We start from the raw sequence: 20,152 nt of genomic DNA on the forward strand, positions 1-20,152 counted from the left end.
GGTCAGCGCCCTTCTTCGATCCAGGTGGCATGCGGCCCGTCGAGGACGATGTCCCAGTGGTAGCCCATCGAGAACTCCGGCACCGACAGACTGTGGTCGTAGGTCGCGACCAGCCGCTGCCGGGCCGCGTCGTCCGTCACCGACTGGATGATCGGGTCGTACGGGAACAGCGGATCGCTCGGGAAGTACATCTGCGTCACGAGCCGCTGCGTGAACGCCGTACCGAAGAGCGAGAAGTGGATGTGGGCCGGCCGCCAGGCGTTGACGTGCTGGCGCCACGGGTACGGGCCGGGCTGGACGGTGGTGAAGTGGTACTGGCCGTCGTCGTCCGTCAGCGTGCGGCCGACGCCCGTGAAGTTCGGGTCCAGCGGGGCGTCGTGCTGCTCGCGCTGGTGGGCGTAGCGGCCGGCCGAGTTCGCCTGCCAGATCTCGATCAGCTGGCCGCGGATCGGGCGGCCGTCGCGGTCCAGAAGCCGGCCGGAGACGGTGATGCGCTCACCGATCGGCTCGCCGTTGTGCTGCCGGGTGAGGTCGTTGTCGATCTCGGTGATGTCCCGTTCCCCGAAGGCGGGGGAGGACAGCTCCACCAGCTCCGGGTCCTTGGAGACGTCGATGGCGACCGGCGGCTGCTTGGGGTGGCGCAGGACCGAGGAGCGGTACGGGGCGTAGTCGCGGCGCGGGTGGTGCTCGACGGGGGCGCCGTCGGCGATCCGCTTCTCGTACGCGGCGTGTTCGGCCGCGATCTCCTGGTCGACGTCGTGCTGGGTGAGAGTCATGGGGGTCCCTGCGGGTTCCTGGGTGTTCTTACCGTTCGAGGACGAGGGCCAGGCCCTGGCCGACGCCGATGCAGAGGGTGGCGACGCCGACGCCGCTGCCCTTGCGGGCGAGTTGGTGGGCGACGGTGCCGGCGAGGCGGGCACCGGAGGCGCCGAGCGGGTGGCCCAGGGCGATGGCGCCGCCCTGCGGGTTGAGGATCGCCGGGTCGAACTCGGGCCATTCGGCGACACAGCCCAGGACCTGGGCGGCGAAGGCCTCGTTCAGTTCGAGGACCGAGAGGTCGTCGAATCCCTTGCCCGCCTTGGCGAGGGCCCGGTTGACGGCTTCCACGGGGGCGAGGCCGAAGTAGTGCGGGTCGAGGGCGTGGACACCGGTGGCGGAGAGCCGGGCGAGGGGCTCGCGCCCGGTGGCCTTCAGGCCCTCCTCGTCCGTCAGCAGCAAGGCCGCGGCGCCGTCGTTGAGCGGTGAGGCGTTGCCCGCGGTGACGGTGCCGTTCTCCTCGCGGAACGACGGCTTGAGCCTGGCCATCGCCTCCAGCGAGGCATCGGGCCGTACGCATTCGTCGGCGCCGAGGACGACCGGGTCGCCCTTGCGCCGCGGAATCGACACGGGCGCGAGCTCGGCGTCGAACAGGCCCTTCGCCTGGGCCTGGGCGGCCTTCTGATGGCTGTGCAGGGCATACTCGTCCTGCTGCTCGCGGCTGATCTTGTGCTTCTCGGCGATGAGCTCGGCCGACTCACCCAGCGGGACGGTCCACTGCGGCTCCATCCTCGGGTTGACCATGCGCCAGCCCAGCGTGGTCGAGTACAGCTCGGCGTGCCCGGCCGGGAACGGCTTGTCGGACTTGGGCAGCACGTACGGCGCCCTCGTCATCGACTCCACGCCGCCCGCTACGGCGATGGAGGCGTCGCCGGCCGCGATGGCGCGGGCCGCCTGGATGACCGCCTCCAGGCCGGAGGCGCACAGCCGGTTGACGGTCACTCCCGGCACGCTCGTGGGCAGGCCGGCGAGCAGCGCGGCCATGCGGCCGACGTTGCGGTTCTCCTCGCCGGCGCCGTTGGCGTTGCCGAAGTAGACGTCCTCGATCCGGGACGGCTCCAAGTCGGGCGTACGGCCCAGGAGTTCGCGGATGGCGTGGGCGGCCAGGTCGTCCGGACGCACGCTCGCGAGGCCGCCGTTGTAGCGGCCGATCGGGGTGCGCACCGCGTCGACGAGATAGACGGTGTTCACAGCAGGCCCTCCGCGACGGTGAGCTTGGCGTCGGTCTTGGCGGTGATCTCGTCGACGGTCACACCGGGCGCCGTCTCCACGAGCACCAGGCCGTCGGCGGTGACGTCCAGCACGCCGAGGTCGGTGATGATCCGGTTGACGCACGCCTTGCCGGTGAGCGGCAGTGCGCACTCGGCGAGGATCTTCGCCGAGCCGTCCTTGGCGGTGTGGGTCATCACGACGATGACCGTGCGGGCGCCGTGGACGAGGTCCATCGCCCCGCCGATCCCGGTGATCATCTTGCCGGGGATCGCCCAGTTGGCCAGGTCGCCCTTCTCGGACACCTGCATGGCCCCGAGCACGGCCACGTCGATGTGCCCGCCCCGGATCATCGAGAACGACAGCGCCGAGTCGAAGAAGGAGGCGCCCGGCAGCACCGTGACGGTCTCCTTGCCGGCGTTGATCAGATCCGGGTCGACCTGGTCCTCGGTGGGGTAGGGGCCGGTGCCGAGGATGCCGTTCTCGGATTCCAGGATGACCTCGACGCCCTCGGGGAGGTAGTTCGGGATCAGGGTCGGCAGACCGATGCCGAGGTTGACGTACTGCCCGTCCTGAAGCTCGCGCGCGGCCCGCGCGGCCATCTCTTCCCGCGTCCACGCCATGGTCAGCTCACCGTTCCTCGTGCCGCAGGTGTGGAAATCGTGCGCTGTTCGATGCCCTTGTCGGCAGCCTGCTCCGGGGTGAGCGCCACCACCCGCTGCACGAAGATCCCCGGCAGATGCACCGCGTCCGGATCGATCTCCCCGGGCTCGACGAGTTCCTCCACCTCGGCGATCGTCACCCGCCCGGCCATCGCGGCCAGCGGGTTGAAGTTCCGGGAGGACTTGTTGAACACCAGGTTCCCGTGCCGGTCGCCCTTAGCGGCCCGCACCAGCGCGAAGTCGGTGCGGATCCCGCGCTCCAGCACGTACTCGGTGCCGTCGAACTCCCGCACCTCCTTCGGAGGGGAGGCGAGCGCGACCCCGCCGGAGCCGTCGTAGCGCCACGGCAGCCCGCCCTCGGCGACCTGTGTGCCCACTCCGGCCGGGGTGTAGAACGCGGGGATCCCCGCCCCTCCGGCGCGCAGCCGCTCGGCCAGCGTGCCCTGGGGGATCATCTCGACCTCCAGCTCCCCGGCCAGGTACTGGCGGGCGAACTCCTTGTTCCCGCCGATGTAGGAGCCGGTCACCCGCGCGATCCGTCCCGCCGACAGCAGGACGGCCAGGCCCGACTCCATCGCCCCGCAGTTGTTGGAGACGACGGACAGCCCGGACACGCCGCCCTCGTACAGCGCCTGGATCAGCACGTTCGGCACACCGCTCAGCCCGAAGCCACCCACCGCGAGCGACGCGCCGTCGCCCACATCGGCCACCGCCTCCAGGGCCGTGGCGACCACCTTGTCCATCCGAGAAGCCCCATCTCTCCCGAGCTCCCAGCCCCCCGGTTAGTCAGGGCACTGAGTATTTCTGTGAGGTTGCCCCTCACGCTGCCACCGGAGCGGAGAACCGTCAAGGCCTCGGTCAAGGCAGAGGTAGATGGAGGGTGCGCGGCGCAGACAGCCGCATCCGGGACAGGTATTGTTCAGTGCACCAACGAATGCGATCAGGGGAGCGCGCATGGCCGCCGTGGACCTCACCACCCACCCCGGGCATCTGGCCCGGCGGCTCCAGCAGGCGCACTACCTGCTGTGGAACACGATGGTCTCCGAGGAGATCACCTCGCCCCAGTTCGCCGTCCTCAACACGCTCGTCGCCGAGCCGGGCCTGGACCAGCGCACGGTGGGGGAGCGGGTCGGGCTCGACCGGTCCACCATCGCCGAGGTGATCAGCCGGCTCGGCCGCCGCGGCCTCCTCGACAAGGTCCGCGACCCGCAGGACGGTCGCCGCTTCCTGCTGCGTCTCACGGACGAGGGGCTGCGTACGCACAAGAAGCTGACCGTGCGCACGGCCCGGATGAACCAGGTCTTCCTGGCCCCCCTCTCCGCCGAGGAGCAGACGCTGTTCTTCGATCTGATCCGGCGGGTCGCGGACGCGGCCGAGGGGCTCCGCAACCCGGCGGAACCCCTCGTCGCACAACCCTGAGCGCCGGCCCGGCTGCTCTTCGCCCGGACGCTCAGCGCGCCGGTGCCAACACCACCCACACCTGGCCGTGCTGGAACTTCATCGGCTTGCCGTCCCGGGTCGTGAACGTCGTGCCGCCCGATGCCTTCGGGCGCTTCCACTTCACGCCGTCGTAGGCGAGTCCGTCGCGCAGCACCGTCGCCTTCCCGGAGCCCACCGTCCGGCTGTACGGCGTGTGTTTGCCGGTGGCGTCATGGAACGGGGACTTGCGCACGTCCACGTACTGCACGATGACCGTCCCGGCCGTCACCCGCTTCTTGTCCGTCGTCACGGCGGCCTTGCCGTCCATGGCGACCAGCCAGCGGTCCTGGCTCCTGGACCAGGTGAACGTGTACCGGGCCGCCTCGAAGCGCACCGTCCGCGAGGTCGTGGCCTTGCCGCCCGAGGGGCGGCGCCGAAGAGGAAGCCGGTCGTCAGGACGTTCGTGCCCGGGGCGACGGGCATCAGCCGCTGGGGCCGCAGGTAGAGGTTGTGCGGCGAGCGCCTGTCCTTGCTGCGGAAGTAGGCGCTGGAGCCCTTGCCGGGCGGCTCCGCCTGCAGCGGTGCCTTGTCGATGAGCGGCAGGAGCTTGCTCTGAGCCCCGGAGAACGCGAGGATCGGACGGTCGAACTGGCGCAGCAGCTCCAGGTCGGTCTCGCGGGCGCTGCGCACCGGCCCGACGACCTTCGGCACCTTCTGCGCGTACACCGCCATCAGACGGCTCAGCCCGCCTTCGACCTGCTCGACGTACACGATGTCCGCCTCGTTCAGGCCCGTGTGGGGCCGCGCGGCACGGACGTTGTCGATCTTCACGGCGAGGATCGATTCACGGTCCTCCCGGCTTCCGCTCCCACTCGGCGCCGGTGGCTGCTCCTGGCCGCGGCCGTCGTCGCGTGCGCCGTCGGACGCCGTGCAGCCGGCCGCCAGCGAAGCGGTCAATGCGGCGGCCACCAGCGCCGCCATCGGCGTGGCGCGTCTCGTTCGCGCCCCTCGTTGCCTGCCCGCGGTTGTCACCCGCCACCACCCGCCCAGTCCATGTCACTAATAGTGCGCTTATCAGTTCATAGGTGCACATACCCGATCGGCTTCGGCTCTGTTCAGGAATCCGCCGATCGGCGCATGGCCGGAAACCGGCCGGCGGTGGTGGTGTCGGGGGTCCGGCCCGGCGGTTCGGTGGGGGAACGCCGGGGTACCCGGCGGCCACCGTACGAGTGGACGCACACGTGACGGAGGGAGCGCGGGGCGATGAGGGCAGTGACCTGGCAGGGCAAGCGGGACGTCCGCGTGGAGAACGTGCCGGATCCGCAGATCCAGGAGCCGACGGACGCGGTCATCCGTATCACGTCCAGCGGACTGTGCGGCTCCGACCTGCATCTCTACGAGGTGCTCACCCCGTTCATGACCCCGGGCGACATCCTCGGTCACGAACCGATCGGCATCGTCGAGGAGGTCGGCGCCGGCGTGCCGGACCTGCAGGCGGGCGACCGGGTCGTGGTGCCCTTCCAGATCGCCTGCGGCGACTGCTGGATGTGCCTGACCGGCCTGCCGACCCAGTGCGAGACCACCCAGGTCACCGGCGAGGGCATGGGCGCCGCCCTGTTCGGCTACACCCGCCTGTACGGCTCGGTGCCGGGCGCCCAGGCCGAATATCTGCGGGTCCCGCAGGCGCAGTTCGGCCCGATCAAGATCCCGGAAGGGCCGCCCGACGACCGGTTCGTCTACCTCTCCGACGTCCTGCCCACCGCCTGGCAGGCGGTCCGCTACGCCGAGATCCCCGAGGGCGGCAGCATCGCCGTGCTCGGCCTCGGCCCCATCGGCGACATGGCCTGCCGGGTCGCGCAGGTGCGGGGCGCCGGGCGGGTGTTCGGCGTGGACCTGGTACCCGAGCGGCTGCAGCGGGCGCGCGAGCGGGGCGTCGAGACGTTCGACCTGCGGTCCTTCGACGACGAGAAGGAACTCGTCACCGCGATCCGCGACCAGACCGACGGCCGCGGTCCCGACGCCGTGATCGACGCGGTCGGCACCGAGGCCCACGGCAGCGCGGTGGCCCGCCTGGTGCAGAACACGTCCGCCCTGCTCCCGCGCAAGCTGAGCGGCCCGATGGCCGAGCGCTTCAGCGTCGACCGGCTCGCCGCCCTCTACACCGCCATCGACCTGGTGCGGCGCGGCGGCACCATCTCGCTGTCCGGCGTGTACGGCGGCACGGCCGACCCGCTGCCGCTGCTCACCCTGTTCGACAAGCAGATCCAGATCCGCATGGGCCAGGCCAACGTGCGCCGTTGGACCGACGACATCCTGCCGTACCTGACGGACGAGGACCCCCTCGGCGTCGACGACTTCGCCACCCACCGCGTGCCGCTGAGCGACGCCCCGCACGCGTACGAGATGTTCCAGCGCAAGCAGGAGGGCGCGATCAAGGTGCTGATGAAGCCCTGACGCAGGCCCGCAGGCCTACGAGGCTCAGGCCCTGCGGGGTTCAGGCCCTGCGGGGTTCAGGCCTGGGGCGCGAAGATCTCCGCCAGGTCGTAGTGGACCGGTTCCTCCAACTGCGCGTACGTGCAGCTCTCGGGCGTGCGGTCCGGGCGCCAGCGGCGGAAACGGGCCGTGTGTCGGAAGCGCACGCCGTTCTCCATGTGGTCGTACGCCACCTCCGCGACCCGCTCGGGCCGCAGCGGCACCCAGGACAGGTCCTTCTTGCCCGACCAGCGGCTCGGCGCCCCCGGCAGCCGGGCCGACTCATGAGCCGCCTCGTCGGACCAGGCCGCCCACGGATGCCCCTCGACATCCTCCATGCGCAGCGGCTCCAGCTCCTCGACCAGCTCGGCGCGCCGCTTCATGGGGAACGCCGCCGACACGCCCACATGCTGCAGGGCGCCCCGGTCGTCGTACAGGCCTAGCAGCAGGGAGCCCACGACCGGACCGCTCTTGTGCAGCCGGTAGCCCGCGACGACGACGTCCGCCGTCCGCTCGTGCTTGATCTTGAACATGGCGCGCTCGTCCTGGAGATAGCGCAGGCCGAGCGGCTTGGCGATCACCCCGTCCAGACCGGCCCCCTCGTACTGCTCGAACCACCCCTCGGCCGTCTCGATGTCGGTCGTCGCCGGCGCCACATGCACCGGCGCCGTCACCCCGGACAACGCCGTCGTCAGCAGCGCCCGCCGGTCCGCCAGCGGGGTCTCCATCAGCGACTCGTCCGCCAGTGCCAGCAGGTCGAACGCCACGAACGACGCCGGGGTCTTCTCGGCCAGCATCCGCACCCGGGAGTCAGCCGGGTGGATGCGCTCGGTGAGCGCGTCGAAGTCCAGCCGCCCCTCCCGCGCGATCACGATCTCCCCGTCCAGCACGCACCGCTGAGGCAGCCGCTCCTTCAGCCCCGCCACCAGCTCGGGAAAGTACCTGGTCAGCGGCTTACCCGTACGGCTGCCCAGCTCGACCTCGTCCCGGTCGCGGAACACGATCGCCCGGAACCCGTCCCACTTCGCCTCGTACTGCATGCCCGGCGGGATCTTCGCCACCGACTTGGCGAGCATCGGCTTCACGGGCGGCATCACCGGCAGGTCCATGCTCCGATTCTGCGCGCAGACGCCCCCGATCGCCCGGTGTGCGAGGTGTGCCCGCTGCGCCTACCGTGGCTCGCATGGGCGAAGCGGTGGAACTTCAGGCCGGCGGCAGAACCGTGCGCCTCTCCAACCCGGGCAAGATCTTCTTCCCCGAGCGCGGCTTCACCAAGCTGGACCTCGCCCGGTACTACATCGCCGTCGGACCCGGCATCCTGCGCGCCCTGCGCGACCGGCCCACCACCCTGGAGCGCTACCCGGACGGCGTGACCGGCGAGTGGTTCTTCCAGAAGCGGGCGCCCAAGAACATGCCCGACTGGATCCCCACCGCCCACATCACCTTCCCCAGCGGCCGCAGTGCCGACGAGATGTGCCCCACCGAGGAGGCCGCCGTCCTGTGGGCCGCCCAGTACGGCACCCTCACCTTCCACCCCTGGCCCGTGCGCCGCGACGACGTCGACCGCCCCGACGAACTCCGCATCGACCTCGACCCGCAGCCCGGCACGGACTACGCCGACGCCGTGCGCGCCGCCCATGAACTACGGGGCGTGCTGGAGGAGTTCGGCGGCCTGCGTGGCTGGCCCAAGACATCCGGCGGGCGCGGCCTGCATGTCTTCGTGCCCATCGAGCCACGCTGGACCTTCACCCAGGTGCGGCGGGCCGCGATCGCGATCGGCCGGGAGATGGAACGCCGGATGCCGGAGCACGTGACGATCAAGTGGTGGAAGGAGGAGCGGGGCGAACGCATCTTCATCGACTACAACCAGACGGCCCGCGACCGCACGATCGCCTCCGCCTACTCCGTACGACCGCGCCCGCACGCCCCTGTCTCGGCACCCCTGCGCTGGGAGGAGGTCGGCGAGGCACATCCCCGGGACTTCGACATCGCGACCATGCCCGCGCGCTTCGCCGAACTCGGCGACGTACACGCCGACATGGACGACCACCGCTTCTCCCTGGAGGCCCTGCTGGAGCTGGCCAACAAGGACGAACGCGACCACGGCCTCGGCGACCTGCCGTACCCGCCCGAGTACCCGAAGATGCCGGGGGAGCCCAAGAGGGTGCAGCCGAGCCGGGCCAAGAAGACGGCGCCGAAGAAGGAGACGCCCCCGTCGGAGGCGCCTCCCTCGGAACCTACAGCTCCTTGATCCGGATGTCCCGGTACGAGATCACATCCGTCGTGCCGTGCACCTGGAGCCCGATGTAGCCGGAGGCGAACCGGCGCCCGTCCGTGCCCGGGTCGTCCGAGCGGGGCGGAGAGAACTCCTGGCCTGCGATGTTGTCGAACTCGTTGATCAGCACGCCGTTGCGGTAGACCGAGTAGTGCTGGTCGACCACGCGGATCTCGTAGTCGTTCCACGTCCCCTTCTGCGTGACGCCGGCACCGGCGAGCCCCACACGGTCGAAGCCGTAGATCGACCCCGTCTTGTACATGTCGCCGTCGAGCCGGTCGAGCACCTGCACCTCGTGGCCGTACTTGATGGCGACCCACTCGGGACGCGACTCCTCGGGGTGGTCGTGGACCCACGGGAAGCGGACGAACACACCGGAGTTGGCGTTGCCCGTGCCCGGAGCGTCGTCACGCCACTGGAGCTTGAGCGAGAAGTCGCCGTACTTGCGCTCCGGGAACCACAGCATGCCCAGGCCCTGCTTCGTGGTGCCGCTGGTGATCGATCCGTCGCCGTTCGGCGCGAACGAACCGCCGCCCACATGCTGCCACTTGGCGAAGGACTCCGCGCTGCCGTCGAGGATCGTGCGGTAGCCCTCGGTCTGGCCGGGCCTGCCGATCCCCGACTCGCGGGCGGCCTTGCGGATGGCGTTGTACTCGCGCTGGTCGACGACGGCTTCCTTCAGGAGCTTGTCGAGGACCGCCGTCACGTGCTTGAGGAACAGTGCGTGGGACGTCCACTCCTTCTCATCCTCGATCAACTCGTTGATGCGGCACCGGCTGTTGGTGAGCCGGTTCGGGACGCCCGAGTCGACCGTGCCGACGATCACCGTCAACCGCTCGTCGAACTCGGGGCAGTTGGGGGCCGGGACCTGACTGGACACCACGGTGAAGGTCACCGTGCGGGCCGCGGAGGTGTTGCCCGCTTTGTCCGTCGCCCGATAGGCGAGGGTGTGCGTGCCGGCGCGGTCGACGATCACAGGTATGCTGTATGCAATGTACGGTCCACCGTCGATCGAGTACTCGATCCGGTCGACACCCGAGCCGCCCGCGTCGGTCGCCGTGACGGTCACCTTGGCGTTGCCGATGTACGCCCCGTCGGAGTTCTTCGTGCCCTCGACGGTCACGCCCGTCACCGGCGGCGTCGTGTCCTGCGGGGGTGCCGCCACGACGGTGAACTGCACGCTCTTCTCGGCGGAGACGTTCCCCGCCTTGTCCGTGGCCCGGTAACGCACCGTATGAGTGCCGACCTGATGCACCATCACCGGTGCCGTGTACGACTGCCAGGCGCCGGAGCCGATTGCATACTCGATGCTGTTGACCCCGGACCCGGTGTCGGAGGCGGACACGGTGACGGTCGCCATGTCGATGTACGTCCCGTCGGGGTTCTGCTCGCCGCTGACCGTCGCCGACGTCTCCGGCGGGGTCGTGTCGTCGGTCTGCGGCGCGACGACCGTGAACTGGACGCTCTTCTCGGCGGAGACGTTGCCCGCCTTGTCGAAGGCGCGGTAGCGGACCTTGTGGTCGCCGACCTGATCGACGACGACCGGGGTGGTGTACGGCTGCCAGGCGCCCGCGTCGCCGAGTGCGTACTCGACGCGGTCGACGCCGGAACCGCCCTCGTTGTCGGTGGCGTGGATCGCCACGCTCGCCGAACCGACGTACTGCCCCTGCGTGTTCTGTGTCCCGCTGACGTGGGCCGACGCCTCGGGTGCCGTCGTGTCCTCGCCGCTGCCCTCGGCCACCACGAGGATGCCCTGCATCTGCCCGTGGCCGGGGATCGTGCAGTAGTAGCGGTAGCGGCCGGGGGTGAGCGTGACCTCGGCGGTGTGGCGGCCGCCCTGGTCGTCGTTCGGGTTGGCGAGGATGTTGAGCTGGACGTCGTTGTTGAACTCCGGGTCGGAGGTGTCGAACGTCAGGGTGTGCGGCATGCCGGTGGTGTTGCCGGTCGCCGTGCTGTTCTCGAAGACGATCGTCGCCTGACCGGCGACCGCCGTCGCGGGCGCCGACGTGTACTTGGTGATGTCGTCGCCCGCGGTCCAGGTGAGCACCTGCGCGGCGGCCGCGGCAGGGGCGTCGGGCTGTCCGACGGCGACGGGCGCGGACTGCAGCCCCAGCATCACGAGCAGCACGGCCAACAGGGCCGTCCAGACTCTTCGTTGACGTCGTCGGCGTATCACCGGTCCCCTCCCCTCGCCAGCTGGTCGGCGGCCGGGGTCGGGCCGCCGCCCGTGTAAGTGACCCGCCACAGCGCCGACTTGGCGTCCGAGGTGAAGAAGCCGCGGCCGTAGTCGAGCACGTACAGCGCGCCGTCCGGACCGAACTTCCAGTCCATGAGGTTCTTGATGCCGTCGTTGCCGACCGGCACGATCTTCTTCAGCGACTCCGAGTGGACGGGCAGTCCGCCGTCACCCTGGGTCTTCGGGTCGGTGATCACCGCGTTGCGCGGCTGGTCGGCATCGTAGAAGTCGCCGACGAACCACTTGCCGTCCCAGTACGCCGGCCACTTGACGTCACTGGTCGCCGAGACGGTGTCGTAGCGGTAGACCGGCCCGTTCATCGCGGCCTGCCCGCCGCCCTTGAGCCACGGCAGCAGGTACTTCGACTCCTCCTGCTCGTACGACGGGACGCCGTTCGCGTCGCGCGGGAAGTCGGGGGCGCCGCCCTGGGGCGAGTACCAGATGTTGTTGCCGGTGACCGGCGGGAGATTGACGAGGCCGTCGTTGTTCGGCGACTCGTTCTTCGGGTGGTCGCAGTCGTACCAGCCCAGCGGCTTCGTCGGATCCGGCAGATTGCGGTCCCGGTACGGCTGCTTGTTGCCCATGCAGTACGGCCAGCCCCGGTTGCCCGCCTTGGTGATGACGGCGAAGGTGTCGTACTTGGCCGGACCCCACGTCGGGGAGGGCGCCGAAGCGTCAGGGCCGACCCAGCCCGCGTAGAGGATGTCGGTCTTCTTGTCGACGAAGATACGAGCGGGGTTCCTGACCCCCATCACATAGATCTCGCCGCGCGTCTTGCCGCCGCCCTCGTCGGTCTCCTTGCCGGTGAAGAGGTTCCCGTCCGGGATCGTGTACGTCCCGTCGGGCTCGGGGTGGATGCGCAGGATCTTGCCGTTGAGGTTGTTGGTGTTGCCGGCGGTGCGGCGGGCGTCGGCGAAGGACACGCCCTTGTAGTCGGGCTCGGGGTTGTTGCCCGAGTAACCGTCGCTGAAGCGGCTGGAGTTGTTGTCGCCGGTCGCGATGTACAGGTTGCCCTTCGAGTCCCAGCTCATCCCGCCGCCCGCGTGGCAGCAACTGTGGATCTGCACCGGCCACTTGAGCAGCACCTTCTCACTGCTCAGGTCCAGCTTGTCGGTGGCGAGGTCGAGCGTGAAGCGGGAGACGCGCCGCTCGGCCATTCTCGTCTCGCGGTTGATCTGCGAGTGCGGGGTGTAGTGCAGATACACCCAGCCGTTCTCCTCGAAGCGCGGGTCGAGCTCGATACCGAGCAGCCCCTCCTCGACCTTGATCAGCTCGTCGCCGCCGCCCTTGTTGCCGAAGACCGTCAACGCCCCGGCCAGCGTGACCTTCTTGGTCTTCGGGTCGTAGACGTGGATCTCGCCCTTGCCCTTGCCGATGTCCGGGTTGTTCCAGTCGGTGATCACCGGCTGGGAGGAGTCCGCGCCGCCCCGGCCGATGTAGAGGACGCGGCCGTCGGGCGCGGTGACCAGGCCGTGCGGTTCGCCGATCTGGTCGTTCTGGCCGGGCTGGTTGGGCTGGGTGAGACGCTCGGCCTTGTAGTTGCCGGTGATGGTGGCCTTGCAGTCGGCCTGGACGAGCCGGGTCGTCCACAGCAGGGCGCCGCGCAGATGCGTACGGAAGTCGGTCTCGTCGTACGACGACACCGTGCCGCCCATGCCGGTGTAGAAGGAGCGGCCGCCGTCGTAGTCGCGGCACCAGCTCACCGGGTGGTCCCAGCCGTTGGCACTCGACCCCGGCTGGTATGTCGACTCCCGTACACGGGCGACTGTATGCACATTGCCGGAGGGGTTCTTCGCCCAGTTCAGCCACTTGTCCGGCCGCTTCCACTGCAACGGCAGCTCCTTGGTGGCCGGATGCTGCCGGTCGCCGACCTCGACGACGGCCCGCTGCACGGTCGTCGGGCCGCCGGCCGCGGGCCGGGCACCGACGAGGCCGGTGAACCAGTCCGAGTAGGGCTCGGCGCGGGCCGCGTCATGGATGCCGACGAAACCGCCGCCCGCCTCCATGTAGGCCTCCAGGCCCGCCTCCTGCTCGGGGTCGAGGACATCGCCGCCGCCGGTGAGGAACACGATCGCGTTGAAGCGGCCGAGCTCCGTCTCGTCGGTGAAGACCGAGGCGTCGTTCGTGGCCTCGACCTTGAAGCGCTGGTCGGCCGGGCCCGACAGGCCGATCTTCTCGATCGCCTCGATCCCGGCGTTCACCAGGGGCGACTCGTCGCCTGCGGCCGCGGATCCGTAGAAGACCAGCACCCTTACGTTGGCGCCGCCCGGCGGCGACTTGACGGACATCGTTGTCAGGGGTGGCTCCGGGGCCGGGCGCGCGTCGGCGGCCGGGGCCGCCATCAGTCCGGCGGCGACGATCCCGGCGGTCACGCCGGCCACCCAGGTCTGTCTTCTCGTGCTCAACCCTCGTAAGTGCATGGGCACCTCCACGGTCACAGCAACAGCGACAAGGAAGCTAGACCCCTTTGAACGACTCGCCAATACCTATGACCGCACTGGGACGAACTTTGTCCTGAGTGTGGATAAACGAGGGAGCGGCCGGTACCGTCTCACCGGTTCATCCCCGTAATTTCCGTACCGCCGTGGGGAGTTCGGCATGAACAGACGCAGCTTTGACGGACGTGGCTTCGACAGACGCAGCTTCAACAGGCGTGTCCTGCTGGGCGGCGCGACCGTCGCGACATCGTTGTCCCTGGCTTCGGTACCCGAGGCCGTGGGCGCCGACACCCCGCCCCGAACCGCCCCGGCCGGCGGCGAGGTCAGGCACCTCAAGCTCTACGCCGAGAAACTCGCCGACGGGCAGATGGGCTACGGCCTCGAGAAGGGCAAGGCGACCATCCCCGGCCCGCTCATCGAGCTCAACGAGGGCGACACCCTGCACATCGAGTTCGAGAACACGATGGACGTACCGGTGAGCCTGCATGTCCACGGCCTCGACTACGAAATCACCAGCGACGGCACCAAGTTGAACAAGAGCGACGTCGAGCCCGGCGGCACCCGCACCTACACCTGGCGCACCCACGGGCCCGGCCGCCGCAAGGACGGCACCTGGCGGGCGGGCAGCGCGGGGTACTGGCACTACCACGACCACGTCGTCGGCACCGAGCACGGCACGGGAGGCATCCGCAAGGGCCTGTACGGGCCGGTGATCGTCCGGCGCAAGGGCGACATCCTCCCGGACGCGACCCACACGATCGTCTTCAACGACATGCTGATCAACAACAAGCCCGCGCACAGCGGACCGGACTTCGAGGCGACGGTGGGCGATCGCGTCGAGTTCGTGATGATCACGCACGGCGAGTACTACCACACCTTCCACCTGCACGGTCACCGCTGGGCGGACAACCGCACCGGAATGCTCACCGGTCCCGACGACCCGAGCCAGGTCGTCGACAACAAGATCGTCGGACCGGCGGACTCGTTCGGCTTCCAGGTGATCGCGGGGGAGGGGGTCGGGGCGGGGGCGTGGATGTACCACTGCCATGTGCAGAGCCACTCGGACATGGGGATGGTCGGGTTGTTCCTGGTGAAGAAGGCGGACGGGACGATTCCCGGGTACGAGCCGCATGAGCACGGTCAGGAGTCGACCTCGGAGTCCGGGCACGAGCACTGACGGATCATGGGCGGGTGACCCTTCTTCTGACACGCAGTGACCTGGAAGCCGTACTGGAGCCGGAAGCCTGCGCCGATGCTCTGCGGGACGGCTTCCGGAACGCGGAAGGCGCGCCCGTCGCGGGACAGCGCGTGCGTACGGACCTCCCCTTCCCCGGTACGGCCACCGCCCTGATCCCGGGCCTGCTGCCCGGCATCCCGGCCTACACGGTCAAGGTCAACGCCAAGTTCCCGGACGCCCGGCCCGCCCTGCGCGGGGTGATCTGCCTGCACAGCGGCGAGGACGGCGAGTTGCTCGCCCTGCTGGACTCGGCGACGGTCACCGCGTGGCGTACGGGCCTGGCGGCGGCGCTGGGGACGCATGTCCTGGCGGCCTGCGTGGAGGTCGTCGGCGTGATCGGCGCGGGGGCGCAGGCCGAGCTCATGGTGCGGGGGTTGGGGGCGCTACTGCCGTACCGTGCGCTCGTCGTGCACGACACGGACGGCGAGCGCGCCGCGGCGTTCGCCGCACGTCACGGCGGCCGGGTGCTGGGCTCCGCGAGGGAGGTCGCCGCGGTCGCCGACACCGTCCTGCTGGCGACCTGGTCACGATCACCGCTGCTGGCCCTGGCCGACACCAGGGAAGGACAGCACTTCACGAGCCTGGGCGCCGACGAGCCCGGCAAGCAGGAGCTGGCGGCCGACCTGCTTCAGGCGGCGCTGCTCGTCGTGGACGACCGCGAACTCGCCGCCCGGACGGGAGCCTTGGCGGCCGCCGACCTGCCTGCGGAAGCCGCTGACACCACCCTCGGTGCCGTCCTCCGCGGCGAACACCCGGGTCGCACGGCCGCCACGACCCGTTCCGTCTACGCCCCCGTCGGCCTGCCCTGGCAGGACCTGGCGCTGGCATGGGTGGCGTACCGGGCTGCGGAGCGGCGGGGCGTGGGGCGGCGGATCGACCTGCTGAACTGACGCGTGTTCAGAGGGCTCGACCTAATGCGCCGCGGGCAGTGACGTCCGGGTGCCCCACTCCCGGGCGGCCTGGGCCGGCGCCAGCCCGGGCGGCGCCGTGAGACCCAGGAGGCACTCCTGTGCGGCGACATGGATACGTGCCGGGTCGCAGCGACGAGCCGAGGGTGCGCTCCCGTCGGCGGCCCCCGCGCTACTGGAACCGACGAGCCCCAGGGCCACGCCGACGGAGAACAGCAGCCACCATCTGCGGGACGCGCCGGCGCGGCGCAGCCCTCGTGTGACTGCTTCTCTCCTGGGAACGGTCCGCATGGTATCTCCTGTCCGTGGCCGTGCCGCCCCCTGCTCCGGGCGGCCATCAGCAGCAGCCTCCGTCGCCGTCGAGGGGCCTGCCAAGCGAGTTCGGCCGAATGGAGCACCCGGCGGAGAACGGTGATCGGAGAGCGCTCTCACGTCCGTCTCCCGCCAGGGCTATCCTGATCCGCAACCTCGGACAAGGAGCCCCGACGTGACCGACACAGCCCCGCGCCCCACCCTGGAGGCAGTGGCCGCCCGGGCCGGGGTCTCGCGGGCCACCGTGTCCCGGGTGGTCAACGGCGGGGACGGGGTCAGGGAGCCCCTCGTCGCGCGGGTCCGCAAGGCCGTCGAGGAACTCGGGTACGTGCCCAACCAGGCCGCCCGCAGCCTGGTCACCCGGCGGCACGACGCCGTCGCCGTGGTCGTCGCCGAACCGGAGACCCGCGTCTTCGCCGACCCCTTCTTCGCCCTGCAACTGCGCGGCATCAGCAAGGAGCTGACGGCCCACGACAACCAGCTCGTGCTGCTCCTGACGGAGGGCCGCGACGACCACGCCCGCGTGGCCCGCTATCTCGCCGGCGGGCATGTCGACGGGGCCCTCGTCTTCTCGCTGCACCTCGACGACCCCCTGCCGGGACTGATCCAGAGCGCAGGGGTGCCGACCGTGTTCGGCGGACGGCCCGGCTGGAGCGGCGACCAGCGCGGCGTGGTGTACGTCGACAGCGACAACCGCGGCGGCGCCCGCGACGCCGTACGGCACCTCACCGGCCTCGGCCGCACGCGCATCGCGCACATCACCGGCGCCCTGGACCAGACCTCGGCTGTGGACCGGCTCGACGGATACCGGGACGTCATGGTCGACGCCGACCCGCGGCTCATCGTCGAGGGCGACTTCACCCCGGCGGGGGGTGAACGGGCGATGCGCGAGCTGCTCGCACGCCGCCCCGACCTGGATGCCGTGTTCGCCGCGAACGATCTCACCGCGGCGGGGGCACTGCGGGTGTTGCGCGAGTCCGGGCGCCGGGTGCCCGACGATGTCGCCGTGGTCGGGTTCGACGACATGCTGCCGGTCGCGGAGCAGACCGACCCGCCGCTCACGACGGTCCGTCAGGACATCGAGGAGATGGGCCGGTTGATGGCCCGGCTGCTGCTGCGGGGACCCGACCGCCGCACCGCCGAGCAGGGCGTCCGCGCCGCCCCGTCCAGCGTGGTGCTGCCGACGACGCTGGTGCGGCGCGCGTCTGCCTAGGCACTGTCGTCGAATTCCCGACTGCCGGGCGACGCCGTGCACATTCCCCCCTGCCTCAAGGCGTGGGAGGTACCCCACTCGCCGCAGCGCGCGCAAGCCCACACAGCGCCTGCCCCACTCTCGGCTTCGCTAGAGCTGGGGGCTCCATCGCGGCGGGCACGCGGCCCACCCTTCGGGCGGACGACGGGAATCCGACGACAGGGCCTGCCCGGCCGGCGGCGGAAGGGCGTGCAGGGACGGGCCGCGCCTCCCTCAGCTCGGGGCCGGCGCGCTCTTGATCACCGCGAAGCGTGCCCCGTACGGGTCGGTGAGCTTGGCGATGCGGCCGACGTCCGGCAGATCCGTGGCGGGCATGCGGACCGTGCCGCCCAGTTCCTGCGCCCGGGCGACGGTGGCGTCCGTGTCCGTGACCTCGAAGTACGGCAGCCAGTACGCCGGGCCCTGAGCCTCCGCCGGATCGTCGGCCTTGTCGACGACGCCGCCGAACATGGCGTCCTCCCCTTCCCCGGCGGGGCTGAACGTCGTGTAGGTGCCGCCGTAGAAGTCGAGGGCGAAGGTCTCCAGGCCGAGTGTCGCGTTGTAGAACCCCGCCGCGGCCGGTACGTCCGGGGTGTACAGCTCCAGCCAGCACAGCGAGCCGGGTTCCTGGACGACGTCGAGGCCCTTGTTGGTGCCGGGCTGCCAGAGGCCGAAGGGCACGCCCGCCTTGTCGGCGAGGATGGCCATGCGGCCCAGGTCCAGCACGTCCATGGGCTGGATCAGCACTGAGCCGTGCGCCTGCTCGGCCGCCTTCGCCGTGGCGTCCACGTCCGGCGTCTGGAAGTACACCGTCCAGGAGGGCGGGCCCTGCTCCTCGGTGGTCCGCATACCGCCGGCCGTCGTCCTGCCGTCGAGCTGGAAGAGGCCGTAACCGCCGGTCTCGGGCCCGCCCGGCTGGAACCGCCAGCCGAACAGGGCGCCGTAGAAGGCACTGGCGCCGTCGATGTCGGGTGTGCCGAGGTCGATCCAGTTCGGCGCGCCCGTGACATAACGGGTGGTGAGCATCATCGCCCTCCTCGGAAGGGTCCCGTCGTCTGCTCTGCCGAGTCTCGCACCGCCCACTGACAATCGCTGCCGGAACGCTGCCGCGGGCTGAGCCGGCTCTCCGCTCCCGCGCGCCGCCGTGCGCCGCGGAGGGCGACGCGAGACCATCGGGGCGGCCGGAGGCCCTCGGGCGCGGCGTTGATCCCGCGTTGATCGAACGTTTTTCGCCCCCAGGCACGATATCGGCCATGCACATCGAAACGATCAAGTTCGCCGTCCCGGACTGGCAGGCCCAGGCACTGTGCGCGCAGACCGGAGCGGACTTCTTCTTCCCCGAGCCCGGGAGCTCCGTGCGTGAGGCGAAGCGCATCTGCGGCATGTGCGAGATGCGCTCCGCCTGTCTCGAGTACGCCCTGAACAACGACGAGCGCTTCGGCGTCTGGGGCGGTCTCTCGGAGAAGGAGAGACTGGAACTCAGGCGTACGTCACCCTGAACCGCCATGTCCCGGCGGGTACCCGCACGTCCTGCCCGTGACCGTGAGCTCCTGGTCGTTCGCCGAGACCGAGCGCACCGTGCCGAAACAGCACGGGTAGACGAACCGCACGCCCTGCGGCGCCCGGGTGATGTCGACCGTCACCGTCCGCTCCGCCGGATCGTGGGGTACGTCGATCTCGAAGACCTCGTCGTCCACCACCCGGAACGGCGGGCTTGCCGCCGGTGACGCGACAGTACGGAGGGTCAGCCTCCGGCCCGAGCCGCCATCCGGGCCTTGCGGGCCGCCAGCTTCTCGTCGAACTTCGAGGCCTCCGCGTTCAGGCCGCCCATGAAGAGGCCCAGCTCCTCCTGTGCCTGGAGGCCCTCGGGGCCGAGGCCGTCGATCTCCAGGACCTTCAGGTGGCGCAGGACGGGCTGGAGGACGTCGTCGTGGTGGATGCGGAGGTTGTAGACCTCGCCGATCGCCATCTGGGCCGCCGCACGCTCGAAGCCGGGGATGCCGTGGCCGGGCATACGGAAGTTGACCACGACGTCACGGACCGCCTGCATGGTGAGGTCGGGGGCGAGCTCGAACGCGGCCTTCAGCAGGTTGCGGTAGAAGACCATGTGCAGGTTCTCGTCGGTCGCGATGCGCGCCAGCATGCGGTCACAGATCGGGTCGCCCGACTGGTGGCCGGTGTTGCGGTGCGAGATACGGGTCGCGAGCTCCTGGAAGGCGACATAGGCGACCGAGTGCAGCATCGAGTGCCGGTTGTCCGACTCGAAGCCCTCGCTCATGTGGGACATGCGGAACTGCTCCAGCTTGTCCGGGTCCACCGCGCGCGAGGTGAGCAGATAGTCGCGCATCACGATGCCGTGCCGGCCCTCCTCCGCGGTCCAGCGGTGCACCCAGGTGCCCCAGGCGCCGTCACGGCCGAACAGCGAGGCGATCTCGTGGTGGTAGCTGGGGAGGTTGTCCTCGGTGAGCAGGTTCACCACCAGCGCGATGCGGCCGATCTCGGTGACCTTCGACTGCTCCTTGTCCCAGGCCTCGCCGTCCTCGAAGAGGCCGGGGAAGTTGCGGCCGTCCGTCCACGGCACGTACTCGTGCGGCATCCAGTCCTTGGCGACCTTCAGATGCCGGTTGAGTTCCTGCTCGACCACTTCCTCCAGCGCGTACAGCAGTCGGGCGTCGGTCCAGGCGGAGGACGGGCTGCCGAGGTGAGGGGAAGTGATCGTCACGGGGGCTCCAGGGGGACGTGCGACAAAGCGGAAGGATCCGGCGAGCGGGTTGCCGGAACTTACGGGATCGTAGGCTACGAACCCGTAGGTTACGAAGCCGTAGGTTAAGGGCGACGTAAAGACTGCTGATCAGCGTGCGTCCACCGACACGTTCCCGGCATGTAAAACAGCCCCAGGACCCGCAGGTCCCGGGGCCGAAAGGCGCTCCGCTCAGC

At 70.2% G+C, this 20,152-nt stretch carries 18 protein-coding genes and 1 pseudogene; 7 read left to right on the plus strand and 12 right to left on the minus strand.

Annotated elements, in window-relative coordinates:
* Positions 1-2 precede the first annotated feature (2 nt).
* The 4 genes from pcaH to ACQEV2_RS36070 are packed head-to-tail and all read right to left on the minus strand — an operon-like array spanning position 3 to position 3,430.
* Entirely contained in the window at positions 3-776 is a 774-nt protein-coding gene (pcaH, locus tag ACQEV2_RS36055; RefSeq protein ID WP_433051359.1) for a protocatechuate 3,4-dioxygenase subunit beta, read from the minus strand.
* 28 nt (positions 777-804) lie between these two features.
* Complete coding sequence (locus ACQEV2_RS36060) at positions 805-2,007, minus strand: thiolase family protein (RefSeq protein WP_433051362.1); 1,203 nt, start codon at positions 2,005-2,007, stop codon at positions 805-807.
* Positions 2,004-2,648, minus strand: coding sequence for a CoA transferase subunit B (locus tag ACQEV2_RS36065; RefSeq protein WP_433051365.1), 645 nt, complete (start codon positions 2,646-2,648; stop codon positions 2,004-2,006). The genes ACQEV2_RS36060 and ACQEV2_RS36065 overlap by 4 nt, the downstream gene beginning before the upstream one ends.
* Positions 2,649-2,650: 2 nt before the next feature.
* Positions 2,651-3,430, minus strand: a complete 780-nt coding sequence (locus ACQEV2_RS36070) for a CoA transferase subunit A (RefSeq protein WP_433051367.1) — start codon at positions 3,428-3,430, stop codon at positions 2,651-2,653.
* 211 nt (positions 3,431-3,641) lie between these two features.
* Between ACQEV2_RS36070 and ACQEV2_RS36075 the strand changes: the two genes are divergently transcribed.
* A complete protein-coding gene (locus ACQEV2_RS36075; protein WP_147993029.1) occupies positions 3,642-4,106 on the plus strand; it encodes a MarR family winged helix-turn-helix transcriptional regulator in 465 nt (154 codons plus the stop codon).
* A gap of 31 nt (positions 4,107-4,137) precedes the next feature.
* On the opposite strand, the pseudogene ACQEV2_RS36080 reads toward ACQEV2_RS36075, so the two are convergent.
* Positions 4,138-5,087, minus strand: a pseudogene (locus ACQEV2_RS36080) (DUF3048 domain-containing protein).
* Positions 5,088-5,369: 282 nt separating this feature from the next.
* Between ACQEV2_RS36080 and ACQEV2_RS36085 the strand changes: the two are divergent.
* Positions 5,370-6,560 (plus strand): zinc-dependent alcohol dehydrogenase, encoded by a 1,191-nt coding sequence (locus ACQEV2_RS36085; protein WP_433051372.1) that lies wholly within the window; start codon positions 5,370-5,372, stop codon positions 6,558-6,560.
* Positions 6,561-6,616: 56 nt separating this feature from the next.
* On the opposite strand, the gene ACQEV2_RS36090 is transcribed toward ACQEV2_RS36085, so the two are convergent.
* Positions 6,617-7,687: an ATP-dependent DNA ligase gene (locus tag ACQEV2_RS36090; RefSeq protein ID WP_433051375.1), complete on the minus strand. Its 1,071-nt coding sequence runs from the start codon at positions 7,685-7,687 to the stop codon at positions 6,617-6,619.
* 74 nt (positions 7,688-7,761) lie between these two features.
* On the opposite strand from ACQEV2_RS36090, the gene ligD reads away from it, so the two are divergent.
* The gene (gene ligD, locus ACQEV2_RS36095) at positions 7,762-8,829 is read left to right on the plus strand and encodes a non-homologous end-joining DNA ligase (protein ID WP_433051378.1); all 1,068 of its coding nucleotides are present in this window, start codon (positions 7,762-7,764) and stop codon (positions 8,827-8,829) included.
* Here the strand turns inward: ligD and ACQEV2_RS36100 are convergent.
* Positions 8,816-10,969 carry an OmpL47-type beta-barrel domain-containing protein gene (locus ACQEV2_RS36100; protein WP_433055049.1) on the minus strand — a complete coding sequence of 718 codons (2,154 nt, stop codon included), beginning with the start codon at positions 10,967-10,969 and terminating at the stop codon, positions 8,816-8,818. The two genes, ligD and ACQEV2_RS36100, sit on opposite strands and share 14 nt — an antisense overlap.
* A 56-nt stretch (positions 10,970-11,025) precedes the next feature.
* Entirely contained in the window at positions 11,026-13,509 is a 2,484-nt protein-coding gene (locus ACQEV2_RS36105) for a ThuA domain-containing protein (protein WP_433051381.1), read from the minus strand.
* 178 nt (positions 13,510-13,687) lie between these two features.
* On the opposite strand from ACQEV2_RS36105, the gene ACQEV2_RS36110 reads away from it, so the two are divergent.
* Positions 13,688-14,704 (plus strand): multicopper oxidase domain-containing protein, encoded by a 1,017-nt coding sequence (locus tag ACQEV2_RS36110; RefSeq protein ID WP_433051384.1) that lies wholly within the window; start codon positions 13,688-13,690, stop codon positions 14,702-14,704.
* 14 nt (positions 14,705-14,718) lie between these two features.
* On the plus strand, positions 14,719-15,654 hold the full coding sequence (locus tag ACQEV2_RS36115) for an ornithine cyclodeaminase family protein (protein ID WP_433051387.1): 936 nt from the start codon (positions 14,719-14,721) through the stop codon (positions 15,652-15,654).
* A 21-nt stretch (positions 15,655-15,675) separates the two neighbouring features.
* Here ACQEV2_RS36115 and ACQEV2_RS36120 read toward each other — a convergent pair whose 3' ends face one another.
* Positions 15,676-15,963 carry a hypothetical protein gene (locus tag ACQEV2_RS36120; RefSeq protein ID WP_433051390.1) on the minus strand — a complete coding sequence of 96 codons (288 nt, stop codon included), beginning with the start codon at positions 15,961-15,963 and terminating at the stop codon, positions 15,676-15,678.
* Between the two features lie 196 nt (positions 15,964-16,159).
* Between ACQEV2_RS36120 and ACQEV2_RS36125 the strand changes: the two genes are divergently transcribed.
* A complete protein-coding gene (locus tag ACQEV2_RS36125; protein WP_433051393.1) occupies positions 16,160-17,197 on the plus strand; it encodes a LacI family DNA-binding transcriptional regulator in 1,038 nt (345 codons plus the stop codon).
* Positions 17,198-17,449: 252 nt separating this feature from the next.
* Here ACQEV2_RS36125 and ACQEV2_RS36130 read toward each other — a convergent pair whose 3' ends face one another.
* Complete coding sequence (locus ACQEV2_RS36130; RefSeq protein ID WP_433055052.1) at positions 17,450-18,241, minus strand: VOC family protein; 792 nt, start codon at positions 18,239-18,241, stop codon at positions 17,450-17,452.
* A 227-nt stretch (positions 18,242-18,468) separates the two neighbouring features.
* Here ACQEV2_RS36130 and ACQEV2_RS36135 point away from each other — a divergent pair, with 227 nt between their 5' ends.
* Positions 18,469-18,714, plus strand: a complete 246-nt coding sequence (locus tag ACQEV2_RS36135; protein WP_433051396.1) for a WhiB family transcriptional regulator — start codon at positions 18,469-18,471, stop codon at positions 18,712-18,714.
* Here ACQEV2_RS36135 and ACQEV2_RS36140 read toward each other — a convergent pair.
* Together ACQEV2_RS36140 and ACQEV2_RS36145 are read right to left on the minus strand one after the other, a co-directional pair.
* Complete coding sequence (locus ACQEV2_RS36140; RefSeq protein WP_433051399.1) at positions 18,706-18,912, minus strand: hypothetical protein; 207 nt, start codon at positions 18,910-18,912, stop codon at positions 18,706-18,708. The genes ACQEV2_RS36135 and ACQEV2_RS36140 overlap by 9 nt on opposite strands.
* Positions 18,913-18,959: 47 nt before the next feature.
* Positions 18,960-19,937, minus strand: a complete 978-nt coding sequence (locus ACQEV2_RS36145; protein WP_433051401.1) for an acyl-ACP desaturase — start codon at positions 19,935-19,937, stop codon at positions 18,960-18,962.
* Positions 19,938-20,152 lie beyond the last annotated feature (215 nt).

It is taken from the genome of Streptomyces sp. CA-251387, from assembly GCF_050936625.1.
Lineage (GTDB): Bacteria > Actinomycetota > Actinomycetes > Streptomycetales > Streptomycetaceae > Streptomyces.

Excerpts from the sequence above, each read along its gene's own strand:
- ACQEV2_RS36120 (WP_433051390.1), bottom strand. The coding sequence starts at position 15,963 with ATGCGGACCGTTCCCAGGAGAGAAGCAGTCACACGAGGGCTGCGCCGC.
- pcaH (WP_433051359.1), bottom strand. The coding sequence starts at position 776 with ATGACTCTCACCCAGCACGACGTCGACCAGGAGATCGCGGCCGAACAC.
- ACQEV2_RS36130 (WP_433055052.1), bottom strand. The coding sequence starts at position 18,241 with ATGCTCACCACCCGTTATGTCACGGGCGCGCCGAACTGGATCGACCTC.
- ACQEV2_RS36100 (WP_433055049.1), bottom strand. The coding sequence starts at position 10,969 with ATGCTGGGGCTGCAGTCCGCGCCCGTCGCCGTCGGACAGCCCGACGCC.
- ACQEV2_RS36065 (WP_433051365.1), bottom strand. The coding sequence starts at position 2,648 with ATGGCGTGGACGCGGGAAGAGATGGCCGCGCGGGCCGCGCGCGAGCTT.
- ACQEV2_RS36135 (WP_433051396.1), top strand. The coding sequence starts at position 18,469 with ATGCACATCGAAACGATCAAGTTCGCCGTCCCGGACTGGCAGGCCCAG.
- ACQEV2_RS36075 (WP_147993029.1), top strand. The coding sequence starts at position 3,642 with ATGGCCGCCGTGGACCTCACCACCCACCCCGGGCATCTGGCCCGGCGG.
- ligD (WP_433051378.1), top strand. The coding sequence starts at position 7,762 with ATGGGCGAAGCGGTGGAACTTCAGGCCGGCGGCAGAACCGTGCGCCTC.
- ACQEV2_RS36070 (WP_433051367.1), bottom strand. The coding sequence starts at position 3,430 with ATGGACAAGGTGGTCGCCACGGCCCTGGAGGCGGTGGCCGATGTGGGC.
- ACQEV2_RS36110 (WP_433051384.1), top strand. The coding sequence starts at position 13,688 with ATGAACAGACGCAGCTTTGACGGACGTGGCTTCGACAGACGCAGCTTC.
- ACQEV2_RS36090 (WP_433051375.1), bottom strand. The coding sequence starts at position 7,687 with ATGGACCTGCCGGTGATGCCGCCCGTGAAGCCGATGCTCGCCAAGTCG.
- ACQEV2_RS36085 (WP_433051372.1), top strand. The coding sequence starts at position 5,370 with ATGAGGGCAGTGACCTGGCAGGGCAAGCGGGACGTCCGCGTGGAGAAC.
- ACQEV2_RS36105 (WP_433051381.1), bottom strand. The coding sequence starts at position 13,509 with ATGCACTTACGAGGGTTGAGCACGAGAAGACAGACCTGGGTGGCCGGC.